The sequence below is a fragment of the Bradyrhizobium genosp. P genome (assembly GCF_049949265.1).
GTDB lineage: Bacteria > Pseudomonadota > Alphaproteobacteria > Rhizobiales > Xanthobacteraceae > Bradyrhizobium.
On sequence record NZ_CP188195.1, the window covers coordinates 6,337,490 to 6,355,871 of the forward strand.

The 18,382-nt window shown below is 64.1% G+C and carries 16 protein-coding genes; 5 read left to right on the plus strand and 11 right to left on the minus strand.

Features of this window, described 5'->3' with window-relative positions:
* Positions 1-290: 290 nt before the first annotated feature.
* On the plus strand, positions 291-1,463 hold the full coding sequence (locus ACP2YO_RS30620; protein ID WP_426434866.1) for a transporter substrate-binding domain-containing protein: 1,173 nt from the start codon (positions 291-293) through the stop codon (positions 1,461-1,463).
* Positions 1,460-2,047: an ANTAR domain-containing response regulator gene (locus tag ACP2YO_RS30625; protein WP_426434867.1), complete on the plus strand. Its 588-nt coding sequence runs from the start codon at positions 1,460-1,462 to the stop codon at positions 2,045-2,047. The genes ACP2YO_RS30620 and ACP2YO_RS30625 overlap by 4 nt, the downstream gene beginning before the upstream one ends.
* Positions 2,048-2,129: 82 nt before the next feature.
* Here ACP2YO_RS30625 and ACP2YO_RS30630 read toward each other — a convergent pair whose 3' ends face one another.
* The 10 genes from ACP2YO_RS30630 to ACP2YO_RS30675 all read right to left on the minus strand — a co-directional run bounded on the left by ACP2YO_RS30630 (position 2,130) and on the right by ACP2YO_RS30675 (position 14,085).
* A complete protein-coding gene (locus ACP2YO_RS30630) occupies positions 2,130-2,810 on the minus strand; it encodes a winged helix-turn-helix domain-containing protein (RefSeq protein WP_426443353.1) in 681 nt (226 codons plus the stop codon).
* Between the two features lie 320 nt (positions 2,811-3,130).
* Complete coding sequence (locus tag ACP2YO_RS30635) at positions 3,131-4,714, minus strand: Do family serine endopeptidase (RefSeq protein ID WP_426434868.1); 1,584 nt, start codon at positions 4,712-4,714, stop codon at positions 3,131-3,133.
* 169 nt (positions 4,715-4,883) lie between these two features.
* A complete protein-coding gene (locus tag ACP2YO_RS30640; RefSeq protein WP_426434869.1) occupies positions 4,884-5,390 on the minus strand; it encodes a cytochrome c-type biogenesis protein in 507 nt (168 codons plus the stop codon).
* Positions 5,390-7,372, minus strand: coding sequence for a heme lyase CcmF/NrfE family subunit (locus ACP2YO_RS30645; RefSeq protein ID WP_426434870.1), 1,983 nt, complete (start codon positions 7,370-7,372; stop codon positions 5,390-5,392). The genes ACP2YO_RS30640 and ACP2YO_RS30645 overlap by 1 nt, the downstream gene beginning before the upstream one ends.
* The gene (gene ccmE, locus ACP2YO_RS30650; RefSeq protein ID WP_426434871.1) at positions 7,369-7,860 is read right to left on the minus strand and encodes a cytochrome c maturation protein CcmE; all 492 of its coding nucleotides are present in this window, start codon (positions 7,858-7,860) and stop codon (positions 7,369-7,371) included. The genes ACP2YO_RS30645 and ccmE overlap by 4 nt, the downstream gene beginning before the upstream one ends.
* Positions 7,861-7,919: 59 nt before the next feature.
* Positions 7,920-9,026 carry a c-type cytochrome biogenesis protein CcmI gene (ccmI, locus tag ACP2YO_RS30655; protein WP_426434872.1) on the minus strand — a complete coding sequence of 369 codons (1,107 nt, stop codon included), beginning with the start codon at positions 9,024-9,026 and terminating at the stop codon, positions 7,920-7,922.
* A 198-nt stretch (positions 9,027-9,224) separates the two neighbouring features.
* Positions 9,225-10,268 (minus strand): alpha/beta fold hydrolase, encoded by a 1,044-nt coding sequence (locus tag ACP2YO_RS30660; RefSeq protein WP_426434873.1) that lies wholly within the window; start codon positions 10,266-10,268, stop codon positions 9,225-9,227.
* A 108-nt stretch (positions 10,269-10,376) separates the two neighbouring features.
* Positions 10,377-11,774 (minus strand): hypothetical protein, encoded by a 1,398-nt coding sequence (locus ACP2YO_RS30665; protein ID WP_426434874.1) that lies wholly within the window; start codon positions 11,772-11,774, stop codon positions 10,377-10,379.
* A gap of 140 nt (positions 11,775-11,914) precedes the next feature.
* Positions 11,915-13,291 (minus strand): ATP-binding protein, encoded by a 1,377-nt coding sequence (locus ACP2YO_RS30670; protein WP_426434875.1) that lies wholly within the window; start codon positions 13,289-13,291, stop codon positions 11,915-11,917.
* Between the two features lie 122 nt (positions 13,292-13,413).
* Positions 13,414-14,085, minus strand: a complete 672-nt coding sequence (locus ACP2YO_RS30675) for a response regulator transcription factor (RefSeq protein WP_426434876.1) — start codon at positions 14,083-14,085, stop codon at positions 13,414-13,416.
* Between the two features lie 174 nt (positions 14,086-14,259).
* On the opposite strand from ACP2YO_RS30675, the gene ACP2YO_RS30680 reads away from it, so the two are divergent.
* The 3 genes from ACP2YO_RS30680 (at position 14,260) to ACP2YO_RS30690 (ending at position 16,400) form a co-directional block, all read left to right on the plus strand.
* Complete coding sequence (locus tag ACP2YO_RS30680) at positions 14,260-14,718, plus strand: VanZ family protein (protein ID WP_426434877.1); 459 nt, start codon at positions 14,260-14,262, stop codon at positions 14,716-14,718.
* A gap of 212 nt (positions 14,719-14,930) precedes the next feature.
* Positions 14,931-15,935: a UDP-glucose 4-epimerase GalE gene (gene galE / locus ACP2YO_RS30685; RefSeq protein ID WP_426434878.1), complete on the plus strand. Its 1,005-nt coding sequence runs from the start codon at positions 14,931-14,933 to the stop codon at positions 15,933-15,935.
* Positions 15,936-15,989: 54 nt separating this feature from the next.
* Positions 15,990-16,400 (plus strand): VanZ family protein, encoded by a 411-nt coding sequence (locus ACP2YO_RS30690; protein ID WP_426434879.1) that lies wholly within the window; start codon positions 15,990-15,992, stop codon positions 16,398-16,400.
* 405 nt (positions 16,401-16,805) lie between these two features.
* Here the strand turns inward: ACP2YO_RS30690 and ACP2YO_RS30695 are convergent, their stop codons facing one another.
* Positions 16,806-18,218 carry a mannose-1-phosphate guanylyltransferase/mannose-6-phosphate isomerase gene (locus ACP2YO_RS30695; RefSeq protein ID WP_426434880.1) on the minus strand — a complete coding sequence of 471 codons (1,413 nt, stop codon included), beginning with the start codon at positions 18,216-18,218 and terminating at the stop codon, positions 16,806-16,808.
* Positions 18,219-18,382 lie beyond the last annotated feature (164 nt).

Genomic DNA, 18,382 nt, shown 5'->3' on the forward strand with positions numbered 1-18,382 from the left:
CGAAACGAGGTGACGAATGGCTCAAATGCCGCGGCTATGATCTATCGCGTGGGCCCAGGATCGAACGGAGCACTTCATGCAGGGATCGGGACGTCATCGGCCAGATCGAAGCACGCAAGGTTCGACAGGAAGCCCTGTGGAAGAAAACTGTAAGGAACTCTCCTGCGCATTGTCAACGAGGCAGGCTGCACAAATTTCACGACGCCGTTGCGCAGCAAATCGGCATGACCTCTTGCACTGACATCGGCGATGATGGTTTCCTCACTGTCCAGCGCTGCCGAAAGTCGTCGATGACGAAGCCGTCCATTCCAGTTGGCATCATCTGCTCGCAGTCCGGCCCCTATCAGGCCATGGGACGCGAGCTGCTCAAGAGCGCCCTGATGGCGGTCGACGAGATCAACAACGAAACCGACTTCGACTTCTCGATCACCGCCCATGTCCGCGATCCCCGCGGTGTCGTTTCGGAATATCATACGGCCTGCGACGACCTCATCCGCAACGTCGGCGTCGAGCACATCGTCGGCTGCTACACCTCGGCATCGCGCAAGCAGGTGCTTCCGATCGTCGAGCGCACCGACCGCCTGCTCTGGCACCCCGCGCGTTACGAAGGGTTCGAATGCTCTGACAACGTCATCTATGTCGGCGCGTCGCCAAACCACAATGTCCTGCCGCTCGTACGCTACGTGCTGGACAATCTGTCGCGCGAGATTTTTTGCGTCGGCTCCAACTATGTCTGGTCCTGGGAGACCAATCGCGTCACGCGCGAGCTGGTGGCCGCGGCGCAGGGACGCATCCTCGCCGAACGATTGCTCGAGCTTGGTGAAGGCGCGGTCGGGCACATCGTCGACGAGATCGTCCGTCGCAGGCCACCGGTGGTCTTCAATACGCTGGTCGGCAGCTCGAGCTACGAATTCATCCGCGCCTTCCATGCTGCAACCATGTCCGCGGGCCTCAACATCCCGATGGTGAGCTGCAGCCTGTGCGAACCGGAGCTCAAGATTGTCGGACCGGCATCGGCCGGGTGCATCACCTCGTCGGCCTATTTCGAAAGCATCCGCCTGCCCGAGAACCGCGCCTTCGTCGCGCGCTGGAAGGCGCGTTACGGCGACGACAGCAGCCCCTCCGTCGACGGCCAGTCGACCTACGTCGCGGTCTATCTCTTGGCGCGCGCGTTGCAGCGCGCCGGCACGACCGGCATCGGCGAGGTGCGGCGCGCGGCGGCAGGCCATCGCTACAATTCACCGCAAGGGCCGGTCTGGATCGACGGCAGCAACAATCACTGCGTCCTGACGCCGCGGCTCGCCGTCTCGAACGCGGAAGGACAGTTCGATATCTTCTGGGAAGCCGACGCCCCGGTTAAGCCGGATCCCTATCTGACGCAGCTCGACGTCGCCGTCAGCCCCGCGCGGGAGACCGCAAGGGACGGAGCGCCGAATGCGCCTCATTTGCGGGTTGTGAAATGAGCAAGCCGTCTTCATTTTCACTGCGCGGACGCAAGGCGCTCGTCGCCATCAAGGACGAGCGCGACGCCTCGATAGTCCGGCGCCAGTTCGAACGTCTCGGCATCGACATCGTTGCATGTGAGCCTGGCGAGGCGGTCGACTGCCGCCCGGACGTGACGCTGATCGACGACGATTTCCTGCCGCTGACCTCACCCGCACAGCGCGCGTTCCTCGGACAGGGCCCGGTCATCGTCCTGCTCGGCACTGAGACGCCGAGCCGCCTGAAGCTCGTGCTGGAACTCGACCCGGCGTCGTTCCTGGTCAAGCCACTGCGCTCCGCAGGCATCTATGCGGCACTGGTGCTGGCGTTCGAGCGAAGCGAGCGAACTATCGAGTTGAAGCAGCAAGTCTCGAAGCTGGAACAGCGCCTTCGGTCGCGTCGCGTCGTGCTTGCCGCGGTTCTCCAGGTGATGCATTCGCATGCCATCGCAGAGCCGGCTGCCTTTGCGCTGATCCGACGCGCCGCCATGGAGCAGCGCAAGACGATCGAAGAGATTTCAGCAGAGATTACAGCAAGGGGCTCTCTGCCTCGGGCAACGGGTTGACTGGTCCCGCCGATCGAAGAAAGTCCCGCTCAGGCAGTGATGCCGGGCTCATCGACGGTTGGAAGACGGTCAATATCGCGTCTTACCTGATCCCGTCGCGGATCATGTACCCCGCGCCGCGGATCGTGTGCAGCAGCGGCCGTTCGAAGCCCTTGTCAATCTTGGATCGCAGCCGCGAAATATGCACGTCGATGACATTGGTCTGCGGATCGAAATGATAATCCCAGACATTTTCGAGAAGCATGGTGCGCGTCACCACCTGTCCGGCATGCTTCATCAGATATTCGAGCAGGCGAAACTCGCGCGGCTGCAGTGTCAGCTCGTCCTTGCCGCGGGCGACGCGATGCGAAAGGCGATCGAGCTCGAGATCGCCGACCCGGTAGGTGGTCTCCTCGGCGGGGCCGACATTGCGGCGCGACAGCACCTCGACGCGCGCGAGCAGCTCGGCAAACGAATAAGGCTTCGGCAGGTAGTCGTCACCGCCGGCGCGCAGGCCCTTGATGCGGTCATCGACCTGGCCGAGCGCGGAGAGGATCAGGACTGGCGTCCGGTTGCCCTTTTCGCGCAAGCTACCGATCATTGACAGGCCATCACGCTTCGGCAGCATGCGGTCGACGACCAGCACATCGTAGTCGCCGCTGTCGGCCATCGACAGGCCTTCCTCGCCGTCGGCGGCGAGATCGGCGACGTAACCGACTTCCCGGAACGCCTTGACCAGATAGTCGGCGGACTCGCGGTCATCTTCGATGATCAGGATGCGCATTTGCGGGGCGGTTGCGGTCACGGGAATTGGCCTTTTCTCACCATGGCGCGGCCGGCCTGCACATGCAAGACGACCGCGCATGATCTCGAATTGCCGCTGTCGCATGATCGGTCCGGAAAGCCGGCTTCCGCTTTTCCGGATCATGCGAAGGTGAAAAAAGCGGGCGGTGAAGCTGGGGGACCTCACCGCCCTTAGCCCTTCCGACGGAGGGGGGCGTATTCCATCGAAAGGTACCGAGGGGAGCGGGCAAAGGGCCCGCCCCCCGGAAAGCGCCGTCGGCGGGGGCGACTGATGCCGGCGACACTTCCCATCTCATATAGTTAGCCCTTGGCCAGCGGCACTGCCACGAAGCGCGACGAACCGCCGCTCTTCACGCGCATGAGAACGCTGTTCTTGTTGTCGTTGCGCGCCGCGGTGATCGCATCGCGCACCTCACCGGCGGTGCCGACGGTCTTGCCGGCGACCTCGAGGATCACGTCGCCTTCCTTGAAGCCCCGCTCAGCGGCAGCACTCTTGGGATCGACTTCGGTGACGACCACACCGTCCTTGCCGGCGCCGGCCACGCTGTTGGCGGGCGCGACAGTCAGGCCGAGCTTCGGCACGTCGGTGCCGCGGGTTGCGTTGTTGCCCTGATCGCCGTTATCGGTATCAGCCTTGGCTTCCAGACTGTTCGGCAGCTGGCCGAGCGTGATGTTGACGACCTTGTCCTGGCCCTTGTGCAACACGTTCAGTTTCACCGCATTGCCGGGGGCCAGGCCGCCGATGGTGCGGGCGAGCTCGCGGGCATCCTTCACCTGCTCGCCGTTGACGGCGGTGATGACGTCGCCCGACTCGATGCCGGCCTTGGCCGCCGGGCCATTGGCCTGCGGTTCGGCAACCAGCGCGCCTTCGGCCTTCTTCATGCCGAGGCTGTCGGCGATGTCGGAGGTCACTGGCTGGATCTGGACGCCGATCCAGCCGCGGCTGACCGAGCCCTTGTCCTTCAGCTGGGCAACGACGCTCTTCACGGTCGCCGCCGGAATCGAGAACGCGATGCCGACGCTGCCGCCGGACGGCGAGTAGATCGCCGTGTTGACGCCCATCACCTCACCCGACATGTCGAACGCCGGTCCGCCGGAATTGCCCTTGTTCACGGGCGCATCGATCTGGATGAAATCGTCATACGGACCGTTGCCGATGTCACGGCCGGAGGCCGACACGATACCGGCAGTCACGGTGCCACCGAGACCAAAGGGATTGCCGACCGCCAGCACCCAGTCGCCGATGCGCGGCTTGGTGTCGGAGAGCTTGGCAAACTGGAAGTTGGAGCCGCCCTCGACCTTGATCAGCGCGACGTCGGTCCGCGGATCGGTGCCGATCACCTTGGCCGAATACGTCTTTCCGTCATCGGTCGTTACTTCGACCTTGTCGGCGCCGTCGACGACGTGGTTGTTGGTCACGGCGTAGCCGTCGGCAGAGATGAAGAAGCCAGAACCCTGGCCGGTCACCACGCCACCACCACGCGGTCCACCGCGCAGACCCGGGGGCATACCATCCGGACCGCCGAAGCGACGGAAGAAGCGCTCCATCGGCGAACCCGGCTGGAACGGCGAATCGTCATTGCCGTCGTCCTTGGCGACTTTCTCGTGGATGTTGACCTTCACCGAGATCACCGACGGCTTGACGCGCTCGACGATGTCGGCAAAGCCGATCGGCTGCTGAACGTTTTTGACCTCGTTGTTGACCTGCGCATGCGCGGGGGTCGAGAACAGATCGCCGGGATTGTGCGAGGGGCTGAGGCCGTAGCCGGCAACGCCGAGGCCCGCGACGACAGAGGCCATCAGCGCGAACCTGCGGGCGGAGAACAGGGAGCGCTTCGGCGCCTTGTAGGACGGGAAGGACGAGAGGTCGGGACGGTCGGTCATTTCTTGAAATCTCCAAGGCCGGAATCTTCGGTGCGGGGGCAGGCACCTGATGGGTCTGAACATGGGGTCATCAGCCTTACCGCGCGCTGGCTGCGGAATTAAACTTTGGTAATCAAGCCAGCACGACGTGCGGCAGAATAGCGCAGGCGATTGAAAGGCTTACGCGGGCCTAAATCGGCCTGTCCGGAGCCGATTCCGCGGTCAGAAGCCGTTCCAGACGCGCCTGCTCGTCGGCGGTCAGCGCGAGATCGGGATCGTCCCCGCCTTTCGTCGTATTTGCCCGGCGCCGGCTGGTGCGCCAGAGCGCAAATCCTCCGCCGAAAAGCGCGAGCGGCGGTACCAGCCAGAGCAGCAACGTGTGCGGGTTGAAACGCGGCTTCAGCAGCACGAATTCGCCGTAACGCGCGACCAGGAAATCCATCACCTGCCCGTCGCTGTCGCCGGCTGCGATGCGCTCGCGCACCAGAAGCCGGAGATCGCGCGCCAGCGGTGCTTCGGAATCGTCGATCGACTGGTTCTGGCAGACCATGCAGCGCAGTTCCTTGGACAGCTCGCGCGCCCTCGCCTCCTTTGCGGGATCGGTCATGATCTCGTCGGGCTGCACCGCAAAGGCCGGCGCCGCGGCGATCATCAGGACCGCCGCAAGCACGCCGATGAGGATGCGCCGCGACCGCATCATTCGGCCGCCTGCAACGCACGCGCGGCCCGGGCCGGCTTCGGCGCACCGACACGCAAGCGGCGGTCGGACAGCGACAGCATGCCGCCAAGAGCCATCAGCACCGGCCCCCACCAGATCAGCAGCACAAACGGCTTGTGAAAGATCCGCACTGCGATCGCGCCGTCAGCCGTGGTGTCGCCGAGCGAGATGTAGAGCTGGCTCGCACCGCGCGTCAGCAACGCAGCCTCCGTCGTCGACGAGCCGCGTGTCGTGAAGTTGCGCTTCGAGGGCGTCATCAAGCTGATCTTCTCGCCATCCTGGCTCACGGTGAATTGCGCGATCATTTCGCGGAAATTCGGTCCCTGGCGCTGTGTCATGCCGTCGAGCCGCAACTGGTAGCCGGCGATGGCCGCGACGTCGTCCGGCCTCATGGTGCCGATATATTCGCTGTTCCAGGTGGTCTCGCAGACGATTCCGATCAGCGCGATGCCAACACCGGCATGCGCAAACACCGTGCCCCAGGTCGCGCGCGGCAGTCCCCTCGCGCGACGCAGCGAGAGCGCCAGCGGAATACGGAACAGCCCGACGCGCTCCGCGAGATCGCATAGCGAACCGGCGATCACGAATACCGCGAGCCCGATCGCGAGCGGCGCCAGCGTCGCGCCGCCATAGGTCCACGCCCAGACCAGGGCGATCGCGACCAGCGCCGCGATGCCGGCCGCCACCAGCCGCTGCGCCGCACCGAGCAGGTCGCCGCGCTTCCAGGCCAGCAGCGGCCCGAACGGCACCGCAATCATCAGCGGCACGAACAGCGGCGCAAAGGTGAGATTGAAGAACGGCGCGCCGACCGAAATCTTCTCACCCGTGAGGACCTCGAGCGCCAGCGGATACAGCGTGCCGATGAACACGGTCGCGCATGCCGTGATGAGGAAGAGATTGTTCAGCACCAGCGCGCCCTCGCGCGAGATCGGCGCGAACAGGCCGCCCTGCTTCAATGCCGACGCCCGCCATGCAAAGAGCGAGAGGCTGCCGCCGATGAAGATGCAGAGGATCAGCAGGATAAAGACGCCGCGCGTCGGATCGGTCGCGAATGCATGAACCGATGTCAGCACGCCCGAGCGCACCAGGAAGGTACCGAGCAACGACAACGAGAAAGTAAGGATCGACAGCAGGATGGTCCAGACCTTCAGCGCGTTGCGCTTCTCCATCACGAGCGCCGAGTGCAGCAGCGCCGTACCCGCAAGCCACGGCATCAGCGAGGCGTTCTCGACGGGGTCCCAGAACCACCAGCCACCCCAGCCGAGCTCGTAGTAGGCCCAGTAGGAGCCCATCGCGATGCCCAGCGTCAGGAATATCCATGCAACGAGCGTCCATGGCCTGACCCAGCGTGCCCAGGCGGCGTCGATCCGGCCTTCCAGCAAGGCAGCCACCGCAAACGAGAACGAGATCGAGAAGCCGACATAGCCGAGATAGAGCATCGGCGGATGCACCGCGAGGCCGATGTCCTGCAGCACAGGGTTGAGATCACGTCCTTCGATCGGCGGATTCGCGATGCGCAGGAACGGATTCGAGGTGATCAGGATGAAGAGATAGAAGGCGCTGGCGATCCACGCCTGCACCGCCAGCACATGCGCGCGCAGCGACAGCGGCAAATTGTTGCCGAAGGCCGCGACGAGCCCGCCGAACAGCGCCAGGATCGACACCCATAACAGCATCGATCCCTCGTGATTGCCCCACACGCCGGTGATCTTGTAGATCAGCGGCTTGAGCGAATGCGAATTCTCGTAGACGTTGACGACCGAAAAGTCGGAGGTGACGTGCAGCGTCACCAGCGCGATGAACGAGAGGGCGACGAACAGCAACTGGGCGAGCGCCGTCGAGCGCGCGATGTTCATCAGCGCGACGTCGCGCCAGCGCGCGCCGAGCAGCGGCACGGTGGACTGGATCAGCGCCAGCCCGAGCGCAAGCACCAAGGCATAATGTCCGCTTTCCGCGATCATCGCATGGCTCCCTGCGTGGGTGCCGGCGCCGCCGCGGCCGTCGGCTTGGCGCCGTAGTCGTCCTTCCAATGGCCCTGTTTCTTGAGGGCATCGGCGACATCCTTCGGCATGTAGTTTTCGTCATGCTTGGCAAGCACGGTGTCGGCGCGAAACACGCCGGAGGCATCGAGCGCGCCTTCGGCGACGACACCCTGCCCTTCGCGGAACAGGTCCGGCAGGATGCCCTTGTAGGCAACCGGCAGCGTCGCGCTGCCGTCGGCGACAGTGAAGGTCACCGCCAGATTGTCGCCGCGTTTGAGCGACCCCTTTTCCACCAGGCCGCCGAGGCGAAAGCGTCTGCCCGGGCTGATATGCTTTTCCGCCACCGTCGACGGCGTCGAGAAGAACACGATGGAATCGCGCAGCGCGTTCAGTACCAATGCTGCCGCAATCGCGAGCACCGCGAGCGAGCAGCCGATCAAAGTCAAACGGCGTTGCTTCCTGGTCATGGTCCATCCTTGCGCATGACGTCCTCCGAAAGCCGCTGCTTGTTTTTCGGCGTCATGCGCTATCCATCCAGCCCCAGATTCTTCAGCCCTTCATTGAGCTGACGCAACCGCTCCGCATCGTTGGCGACCGCCTGCCGGGCATCCGCAAGCGCGCTCATTGCCTTGTCGCGCTCGCCCATCACGAGATAGGCGCGGACCAGCCGCAGCCAGCCCTCGACATCGTCGCCATTCTGCTTGAGGCGCGTCGCGAGCCGGTCGACCATGCCATGGATCATCGTGCCGCGATCGGCCTCGCTCATGTCCTTGGCCGCAGCCATTGCCCCCTCGGGCAGCGCCGGGGCGCTGACGCCACCGACCCGCACCAGGGCGGCCTGCACCATGGGCCGCCACGGCGCGTCGGACGGCGCCTTCGATAACATCCCCTGCCAGATCGCGGCGGCGTCAGCCTTGCGGCCGTCCTGCTCGGCGGCGAGACCGAGGAAATAGTTGGCCTTGGCGTCGTCGGCCTGCTGCGCGATCGCGCGCTCGAACTCCGCCTTGGCTTCCGTCGTGACGACGCCACCGGCCGCTCCCATCAGCGCTTCACCGAGGTCGGCGCGGCGGTCGGCGGTGTCGCCAGCATAGGTGATGGCATTGCGGTAGGCACGGACCGCATCATCGTAGCGACCCAGACGCGACAGCACCGGCGCCAGCACGGTCCAGCCGCGGCCGTCGGTCGGGTTCTTTTCCAGGTGAGCCTCGACCTGCGCCACCAGATTGGCCAGCGGCTGGTTGGCGTCGGCGACCCGGCTGCGGGCGGACAGCGGAAAATCGCCGAGCTGTGGCGAACCGAGCGTGAGGTAGAAGCCGGCCGCGATGACCGGCAGTCCGACCAAGGCCAGAGTCGCGGCCATGCGTCGCAGCTTGAGATTGCCTTGGACCGGCGCTTCGCGCTCGCTTTGGTCCGAGGCCGCGAGCAGCCGGCGACTGATCTCGACCCGCGCGGCGTCAGCCTCGGCGGCGCCGATGATGCCCGCGGCCATGTCGCGGTCGATTTCGGCAAGCTGATCCCGGTAGACGACCGCCTCGCTGCCGCCAATGCTGGCCGCCCGGCCGCGGCTGAGCGGCCACAGCACGGCAAAGATCGCCGCGACCGTCATCAGCGCGAACACAAACCACAGCGTCATCAAGCGGTTCCCGGGCGGAACGGCGGCTTCCGGCAAGCTACCTTAGATTCGCTTTACACTACCGGCGGTGAGCCCGGCAATTGACAATTACTGGATCGGCACGGCGCGGAAATCACGCGGTTTTCACCCGGGTTGACCGCGCCTGCGTCCAACGCCGCCAGCGACGGTAATATCTCCGGTTCGTGACGGGCGGCGCGTCTATTTGACCTGCGACGTCCCCGTCGCCGGATTCTTGAGCCAACCGAGCAACGCTTCGTGGAAACGGGACGGCGCCTGGATCTGCGGCGAATGGCCGAGATCGGGAAATTCGATCAACTGCGCGTGCGGAATCCGTTTCACCGCCTCCTTGCCGAGCACCGGATAGTTGCCGAGCGTCTTGCGGATCTCGGGAGGCGCTGTGTCCTTGCCGATCGCAGTGGTGTCCTTGTCGCCGACAAACAGCAGCGTCGGCGGTGCGATATGTTCGAACTCGTAGAACACAGGCTGGGTGGCGATCATATCATAGAGCCGCGCCGAGCTTGCGGAAACGGCGGCGCGGCCAGGGCCGTGATACATCCCGGCCAGCATCTGCACCCATCGCTCGTAGGATGGATCCCAGGTGTCGGCGTAGTAGGTGGCACGCTCGTAGGCGCGGATGCTGTCCGCGGTGACGCGTGCTTCGCGCTTCATCAAATCGTCCAAGCTGAGCCATGGCACGCCTTTGGCCTTCCAGTCCTCGAGGCCGATCGGGTCAACCAGCACCAGGCGGTCGACCGCATTGGGGTACATCAGAGCATAACGCATCGCCAGCATGCCACCGGTCGAGTGGCCGACCACGATCGAGTGCTCGATTCCCAACGAGGCAAGCAAAGCGCGGCTGTTGCCCGCGAGTTGCTGGAATGTAAACTGGTAGCCTTCCGGCTTGCTCGACTTGCAGAAACCGATCTGATCAAGCGCGATGACCCGGTAGCCTGCGTCGCTCAGCGCTTTGATGGTGCCTTCCCAGGTAGCGGCGCAGAAATTCTTGCCATGGAGCAGCACGGCGGTTTGCCCGTTCGGCGACTGGGGCTTCACGTCGAGATAAGCCATGTCCAGCTCCTGGCCCTGCGAGCTGAAACGATAATGCGCCACCGGATAGGGATACTCGAAGCCCTGCAATTCCGGTCCATAGGCCGGTTGGTCGGCCGACTGCGCGAAGGCGCTGGGTGAACCGAGCGCGGCGGCGGCAACGGCGGCAACATAAAGCAGTCGTCTCAGGTGCATCGCTTGGAAACCCGAAAAAGGAGGCGGTTCGGCGCGGCCGGGACTAGCCGACCTTGCCGGTGCCATCCAGCGGCTCGCCGATGATTTGTTCGTGATCGGAATGTGATGCTAGCTCGCGCGAGAGGATTTGCGCTCGCCGGTCATGGCGTTCTCGGCCGCGCGCTTCATCAGCGCGGCGTAATCGTGCCCGAACAGCACCTCGCAGAAGCGGATCGCGGCCTTGACCTGCTGCTGGCGGAAGGCAAGTACCCGCGCTTCCCCGCCGCGCAGCGACTGCACCAGGCCCTCGGTCGACTGTTCGACATAGTGCTGCAAGTCGGAATAGGTCCGCAGCGTCACCTCGTTGATGGCGAGTTCGCTGGCATAGGTGCGGCATACCGCGACGAAATCGATCAACGCGGCTGCGTCTTCGACCTCCGACATATCGATCTTGGCACCCGCGCCAATGTCCTTTTCGGCGCGCTGCCGCAGGATGCGGCGCACCCGGCCGGGCACGCTATCGATTTCCGACTGAAGCGCGTTCGAGATTTCGGCGCGGATCGAGGTGAGCTGGCGGCCCCAGGCAGAATCGTTGCGCAAATCGAGTTCGGTACGCAGGCCCCGGACGCCATCATGCAGGGTCTTGAGCTGCTCACCGACATCGTCGAATTGGCCGCGCTTGATATCGGTTCGCAAACAGGCCGCGATGAACGACAGGTCATGCAGGGCGATCGTGACGGCGACGCCGTAAGGGGTTGCTGCGACCCGCAACTCATCGTCGGAGCCTGCCATCTTGATGGCCAGGCGAATGATCTGCCATGGCGCGGCCAGCCGCTGCGCAATCAACGACAGCGCGTACGGCAGCAGTTGCGGGGTCTGCAGCGACGGAACCTTGAGCGCCTCCGTGACGGAAGCGATCTGCGCTTCGGCAAATACCCGGACCTGGGCCGGCTGGCGGCTCCCGAACGTCTCCAGCGCATCGCGCGTCTGCAAAACCAAACCGATCGGCAAGAGGTCCTCGACGACGCTGGGCGCCCCGATACGCGACAACACACGCTGGCGGTCGGCCCCTTGAACCGGCGCCGCGATTTTGATGATGGCTTCCGCAGCCGCGAGCTGGAACTTGCGCGCTGCAGCCTCCATCGGAGCGCTCTCGTGAGCCGCTGCAAGTGCAGTCTCGAATTCGCGGGCAGCTTGGGGCGCGCCCTCGCGGACCAGCCACTGCCAGAGCGGCAGCAGCGAAGCGCGACGGATCTGGCCCACTCGGGTCGGGAAATTGGTCTCGGCGAGAAACGGCTCAAGCGGACGGAACAGGAGCCGCGCCGGGTCATCGGTGCGCGGCCGGGTTTCCTCGTCCTCCTCGGCGCCGCGGACGATCTTGCGCAGTTGCTCCAGTACCAGGTTGGCGACGGTGACCTCTTCGCCGCGCTCGATGGCGCGCTCGAACTCCCGCATCAGCAACGCCTGCGCCTGCGGCGGCAGCTGCGCGAGATAATCCCTCAACCGCTCGATCGAACTCTGGCTCATGCGTCAGGTATTAAATGCTTGGTGCGCGCCCCGCGGACTGCCGCAGTGTGTCTGCTTTGGATCATAGAAGTGGGCGCGTTAAGAAGTCGTTTAGGAATAACGACGGCCTCAAGACCAAGGGCTGGACAGGTGCACGCGGGCTATACCCCCGGCAACACCAGTTCCGCCCGCAAGCCGCCGATCGGCGCGTTCCGCAGCGTCAGATTGCCGCCATAAAGGCCCGCGAGATCGGTCACGATCGACAGGCCGAGCCCCGAGCCGGGTTTTGATTCGTCGAGCCGCTGGCCGCGCCGCGACACCTGGGCGCGCTCGGCTTCGGACAGGCCGCGTCCATCGTCATCGACCACGATGCACAGCTTGTGCCCGGCGCCCGGCTCATCCGGCGGCTTGACGATCACCTCGATGAACACCTGCGAGGCCGCCCATTTGCAGGCATTGTCGACGAGATTGCCGACCATCTCCTCCAGATCCTGCCGTTCGCCGCGGAACCGCGCCGCCGGGTCGGCCTTCGCCTCGATCGAGATGGCGCGGTCGCGATGGATCTTCTCCATGGTCCGGCGCAGCGCCTCGATGACCGGCGCGACCTCGGTGATGGTGCTGACGATGGTGACGCGGGCCGCGATGCGCGCGCGCTCCAGGTGATGGGCGACCTGGTCCCGCATCACGTCGGCCTGCTCCAGCACCTTGCTGGCGAAGGGATCGGCGGCATGCGCGGCTGCCTCGTTCACGATCACCGAAAGCGGTGTCTTGATCGCATGGGCGAGATTTCCGACATGGGTGCGCGAGCGCTCGACGATCTCCCTGTTGGCATCGATCAGCGCGTTGGTCTCGCGCGCGAGCGGCGCGATCTCGACCGGAAATTGACCCTCCAGCCGCTCGGCGCGGCCGGAGCGGATATCGGCGATCGAGTCGGAGATGCGCTTCAGCGGCGCGAGGCCGTAGCGGACCTGAAAGATCGTGGTCAGCAGCAACACGATGCCGAGCGCGGCGAAGGTGCCCCCGAGATAGTAGTCGAAGCTGCGCGTCTCATCGAAGATCTCGGTGGCATCGCCGGCGACGCTGACCAGGAACTTGCCGTCGGCACCGAGATCGACCGGCCGCTCCACCATGCGCAGGCTCTGGCCTTCCGGGCCGTCGACATAACCGAGGCGAACCCCGGCGGCGGTCAGTTCCGCGCCATGCTCCTCGAGTTTCGGCAGCTTCTTGTCCCACAACGACCGCGAGGCGCGGGTTTCGCCCTTCTCGGTGTCCGTGCGGGTGATCTGCCAGTACCAGCCGGACAGCGGCAGATCGAACAGCGGCTCGCCGAGCGACTGGAACTGGCGGTCCGGCGGCTCGTCCGGGGTCGCAACTTCGGCGATCAGCGTCCGCAGATAGAGATTCAGACGGCGATCGAAGGCACGCTCGGTCGCGTCGCGATAGACCGACGACAGGATGACGCCGGTGATCGCCAGGATCACCACCACCCAGGCGGTCGCCGAGACGAACAGGCGGGTCGCAAGCGAGCTCGCGCGCATCAGGGCACGAGAATCATGTCAGCAGGCCTCGACATGGCGAATCCAGCAAGCATCTATAGCCCCGTTCCGATTCCATCGGAACAGGGCTATCGGCGCGGATCGTGCCGATGCCGGTGCGCCGATCAAGCACCTGACGGCGGCGGCGCCAGCATGTAGCCCAGACCGCGCACGGTCTGGATGATATCCACTTCCAGCTTCTTGCGGATACGGCCGACGAACACCTCGATCGTGTTGGAGTCGCGGTCGAAGTCCTGGTCGTAGAGATGTTCGACCAGTTCGGTGCGCGAAACCACGCGGCCGGTATGGTGCATCAGATAGTCGAGGAGATTGTATTCGTGCGATGTCAGCTTGATCGGGTTGCCATTGACCGTGACGCGCTTGGTGCGCGTGTTCAATGCCACCGGCCCGCAGACCAGTTCGACCTGCGCGTGCCCGGTCGAGCGGCGCAGCAGCGCGCGGATCCGTGCCAGCACCTCTTCGAGGTGGAATGGTTTCGCCACATAGTCGTCGGCGCCGGCGTCAAAGCCCTGCACCTTGTCGCTCCAGCGGTCGCGCGCGGTGAGAATCAGCACCGGCATCGCCCGCTTGTTCCGCCGCCAGGCTTCCAGCACCGAGATGCCGTCCATCTTCGGCAGGCCGATATCCAGCACGACCGCGTCATAGGGCTCGCTGTCGCCAAGGAAATGCCCCTCCTCGCCGTCGAACGCACGATCGACCACGTAGCCGGCATCCGTCAGCGCCGTCGTGAGCTGGCGGTTCAGATCTGGATCATCCTCAACGACAAGCAGACGCACGTTGGCCTCCGAGATTAAGCATTGCGATATCCGGCATCAAATGAGGCTTTCGGCGCTGAACGGGTTATGAACGGGCCAACAGGTGGAATGTTACTTTTTGGTCATATCCCGACTTGATAGCAGATTTGGAACAGCCGGGCACGCCGGCTGGGGGGCTTGCGGTATTAACGATAATTGGCGATCGGTCCGGCAAACCGCGCCCGGCGGGCGAACGTGAGTTGCGATCGGATCGGCCCTCGCCTACCCCTCTCCATTATGACCCAAAGAATTTCCCGTATCGCGGGTTGGCTGGCTTTTGCCTTTATCGCGTTCGTGACGCTGTCGCCGATCAACGATCGGCCGTCAATTGCCGATGTGCAGGTCGAGCATTTTGCGGCCTTTGCGCTGCTGGGCCTGGCACTGGTACTGGGCTATCCGCGGCGCATGCCCGCCATTGTTGTGATGGTCGTCGGAAGCGCGTTTGCGCTGGAGGCGCTGCAGTTGCTGACGCCCGATCGCCATGCCCGCCTGCTCGACGCGCTGGTGAAGGCCGTGGGCGGTGTCTGCGGCGTCGGAGCCGGCAGGCTCGTGCTGGCGATCGTGCAGGACCAGATCGACCGCTTCAGGAAACTGCCGGGACAATCCGCCGGCTAATTAAATCACCACCGGGCGTCGCGTTGGCCAACGGCGCAACGTCGGTGACCTGCCCGTGCTCGAACATACGTGCGCTTTTTGCATCGGGCGGATGAGATATTCGCCATAACGAAAAACAGCGCTTGGCGTCGAAAAAAATGGAATGCTATGAATACCGCGCTAGCCGGGCAACGCCGTCGCGTATGCACCGTCGCTCAACGCAGAGACATGGCATGATCCTGGTCACCGGCGGCGCCGGCTATATCGGCTCACACGCTTGCGTCACGCTGTTGTCGGCCGGAGAAGACGTCGTCGTCTTCGACAATTTCTCCAACAGTAGCCCGAAAGCACTCGAACGGGTACAGGCGATCTGCAGCGAGCCATTGACCGTGGTCGAGGGCGACGTGCGCGACCAGGCTGCGCTCGAAAAGGCGCTGACGCAGCATGGCTGCACCGCCGTGATGCATTTCGCGGGCCTGAAATCGGTGCAGGATTCCGTTGCCGATCCGCTCGAATATTACGACCAGAACGTGATCGGGTCGCATCGGCTGCTGCGCGCGATGCGGGCCACCGGCGTGCGCAAGATCGTGTTCAGCTCGTCGGCGACCGTCTATGGCACGCCGCAGTTCCTGCCCTACACCGAAGAGCACCCGCTCCAGGCGGTCAATCCCTACGGCCGCACCAAGCTGATGATCGAGGAGATGCTGCGCGACCAATATGTCAGCGACAACAACTGGGCAATCGCGATCCTGCGCTACTTCAACCCGGTCGGCGCACATGAAAGCGGCCTGATCGGCGAAGATCCGAAGGGCGTTCCCAACAATCTGGTCCCGTTCGTCGCCCAGGTTGCGATCGGGCGGCGCGAGCGGCTCAACGTCTGGGGCAATGACTACGACACACCCGACGGCACCGGCGTGCGAGACTACATCCATGTGATGGATCTAGCTGCGGGCCACGTATCCGCGCTGAAGCTGCTCGACGCACCGCAATGCTTTGCAGTCAATCTCGGCACCGGCGCGGGCAGCAGCGTTCTCGACGTCATCAGCGCCTTCGAGGCCGCGAGCGGCAGGCCGGTTCCCTACGACATCAAGCCCCGCCGTCCCGGCGACATCGACGCCTATTATGCCGCGACCGACTACGCCTCGAAGCTGCTCGGATGGACGGCAACCCGGTCACTGGAGACGATGTGTGCCGACCACTGGCGCTGGCAGAGCAGCAATCCGAACGGATACGCGTGAGACGCCGGGCGACGCGAAGGGATCGTAAAGCGGTCTTTGCGTGCTTCTGCTGACATGGCAGACTTGCTCGACTCTTCACAAACCCCGATTGAGGCGACCAAGCGCAGGATGCATCGAACTCCCGTTATCGCCGCAACAGTTGCCTGTTTCTTGTTGATCGCTTATGCGACCTTGACATCGCTGTCCAGCCGGCCAGTTCTCCTCGGCCCGAACGAGGCCCTCTGGATCGTGGTCATCGAGCGCTTAGTCGCCTACCTGATTTTTGGCCTTCTCCTATCCTGGCTCTTGCCCGGTCGCGCGATCCTGGCGTGCACAATCGTTGTCAGCATGGCGATCTTGCTCGAACTGTTGCAGGAGTTGCGACCAGACCGCGATCCAGCCATGCTTGATGTGCTTGAAAAGGCGGCAGGCGGGATTGTTGGAGTGTTCATTTCACGACTGCTACCGTTCCGACACCGCAATTGAAGTGCCTCAGGGCTTGCCGTTTGAATTCTCTGCCGTCGGCATCATGACGAACGGACCGCGCCGACGTGCTCCTGCTTTATCTTCCCAACGACTGAGCATCTGACCAAGCTCTCCAGGAGGAACGGTCGAGGGGCGTTTCCGGCCGTTCGTCACGTGGTTGGTGTTCGCGGCGCGTAGCCATTCCGGCTCGAAGTAGGGTCTCCATTTTCGAGCTGCTACGCGTCGTCTGCGGGCAACAAGCGCCCGCGTCCAGTAGCCCGCTCCAAAGCCCACCGCGAACAGAAGCAAAAGTACAACGACGCCCTGCAACAAAGATACTCCGTCCTGTCAGCGGCTATCGCTCGTCTGTGGACTCAGGGTCAGAACTTGACGACCAATCCACCCGTTCCGTGCAGGCGAGCGATCTCACGCGCGTTGATAGTCATCCTCGATACGGATGATGTCGTCCTCGCCGAGATAGCTCCCAGTCTGCACCTCGATCAGCTCGAGCTGTATCTTGCCGGGGTTCTCCAGCCGGTGCACCGCTCCAACAGGAATGTAAATCGATTCGTTCTCGTGCACGGTCTTGACCAGTTCGTTGACGGTCACCCGCGCGGTGCCGCGCACCACGATCCAGTGCTCGGAGCGATGGTGATGCTTCTGCAGGCTGAGCCGCCCGCCCGGCTTGACGATGATGCGCTTGACCTGGTGGCGGTCGCCATTGTCGACCGACTGGTAGGAGCCCCAGGGCCGGTGCACCTTGATGTGGCTCTCGGTCACCTCGGGTGCCGTCACCTTCAATTTCGCGACCAGCCGCTTCAGCCCGTTGGCGTCCTGCTGTCGCGACACCAGCACGGCGTCCTGGGTCGCGACGACGATGAGGTCGTCGACGCCCTCAAGCGCGACCAGCGCGCCGTCGGTCGTCACGTTGCAGTTGCGGGAATCCTCGAACACCGCGACACCCCGCGCCGCATTGCCCTGGCTGTCCTTGTCGGAGAGCTCCCAGACCTGGCGCCAGGAGCCGATGTCCGACCAGCCGCACGCCACCGGCACCACCGCCGCATGCACGGTCTTCTCCATCACGGCATAATCGATCGAGATCGCCTTCGCCGCGGCAAAGGCCGCCGCATCAAGCTTGACGAAGCCGAGATCCCGCCCGGCCTTCGCCACCGACTGCTCGACCGAGGCGATGCTGTCCGCGTCGAAATTGCGATACTCATCGAGCAGCATCGCGGCGCGGAACATGAAGTTGCCGCTGTTCCAGAGATAGCCGGAAGCGATATAGCCTGTTGCGGTCGCGGCATCCGGCTTCTCGACGAACTTTGTGACCGCCCGCACCTCGCCTGCGACAACCTCGCCCGGGTTGATGTAGCCATATTCAGTGGCAGGCCGCTCCGGCTTGACGCCGAAGGTCACGATGCGTCCGGCTTCCGCCGCGACCAGTCCCTCGCGGCAGGCGGCAACGAAGGCATCCTTGTCGCGCACCAGATGATCGGCCGCGAGCGCCAGCACGATCGCCTTGTCGTCTTTCCCCCACGCGAACGCCGCGCCCACCGCGATTGCTGGCCCGGAGTCGCGCCGCGCTGGCTCTAGAAGCACATCGGCCTTACAGCTGATTTCCGCAAGCTGCTCCTGCACCATGAAACGATAGGCTTCGTTGGTGATCACGATCGGTCGCTCAAATAGCGTCGCATCCGATACGCGCAGCAATGTCTCCTGAAACGTTGAGAGTTGTCCGAACAGTGACAAGAACTGCTTGGGGCGGACCTCGCGCGAGGCCGGCCATAGCCGCGTGCCAGCACCGCCGCACATGATCAGGGGAATAATTCGCGGTTCCATGGATATGCCTCGGGTCGTGACCAGATCTCGTCATGGTTCAGCAAGAATGGTGCCAGCCCGCAGCGACACATGTTCTGCCGGACCGGCGACGCTCAAGCTTCTTGCAAAAAGACGACAACAACGTGATCCCCATGAAAGTGGCCGAACAAGGACAGTCACGCCGC

Excerpts from the sequence above, each read along its gene's own strand:
- ACP2YO_RS30620 (WP_426434866.1), top strand. The coding sequence starts at position 291 with ATGACGAAGCCGTCCATTCCAGTTGGCATCATCTGCTCGCAGTCCGGC.
- ACP2YO_RS30625 (WP_426434867.1), top strand. The coding sequence starts at position 1,460 with ATGAGCAAGCCGTCTTCATTTTCACTGCGCGGACGCAAGGCGCTCGTC.
- ACP2YO_RS30630 (WP_426443353.1), bottom strand. The coding sequence starts at position 2,810 with ATGCGCATCCTGATCATCGAAGATGACCGCGAGTCCGCCGACTATCTG.
- ACP2YO_RS30635 (WP_426434868.1), bottom strand. The coding sequence starts at position 4,714 with ATGACCGACCGTCCCGACCTCTCGTCCTTCCCGTCCTACAAGGCGCCG.
- ACP2YO_RS30640 (WP_426434869.1), bottom strand. The coding sequence starts at position 5,390 with ATGCGGTCGCGGCGCATCCTCATCGGCGTGCTTGCGGCGGTCCTGATG.
- ACP2YO_RS30645 (WP_426434870.1), bottom strand. The coding sequence starts at position 7,372 with ATGATCGCGGAAAGCGGACATTATGCCTTGGTGCTTGCGCTCGGGCTG.
- ccmE (WP_426434871.1), bottom strand. The coding sequence starts at position 7,860 with ATGACCAGGAAGCAACGCCGTTTGACTTTGATCGGCTGCTCGCTCGCG.
- ccmI (WP_426434872.1), bottom strand. The coding sequence starts at position 9,026 with ATGACGCTGTGGTTTGTGTTCGCGCTGATGACGGTCGCGGCGATCTTT.
- ACP2YO_RS30660 (WP_426434873.1), bottom strand. The coding sequence starts at position 10,268 with ATGCACCTGAGACGACTGCTTTATGTTGCCGCCGTTGCCGCCGCCGCG.
- ACP2YO_RS30665 (WP_426434874.1), bottom strand. The coding sequence starts at position 11,774 with ATGAGCCAGAGTTCGATCGAGCGGTTGAGGGATTATCTCGCGCAGCTG.
- ACP2YO_RS30670 (WP_426434875.1), bottom strand. The coding sequence starts at position 13,291 with ATGCGCGCGAGCTCGCTTGCGACCCGCCTGTTCGTCTCGGCGACCGCC.
- galE (WP_426434878.1), top strand. The coding sequence starts at position 14,931 with ATGATCCTGGTCACCGGCGGCGCCGGCTATATCGGCTCACACGCTTGC.
- ACP2YO_RS30690 (WP_426434879.1), top strand. The coding sequence starts at position 15,990 with ATGGCAGACTTGCTCGACTCTTCACAAACCCCGATTGAGGCGACCAAG.
- ACP2YO_RS30695 (WP_426434880.1), bottom strand. The coding sequence starts at position 18,218 with ATGGAACCGCGAATTATTCCCCTGATCATGTGCGGCGGTGCTGGCACG.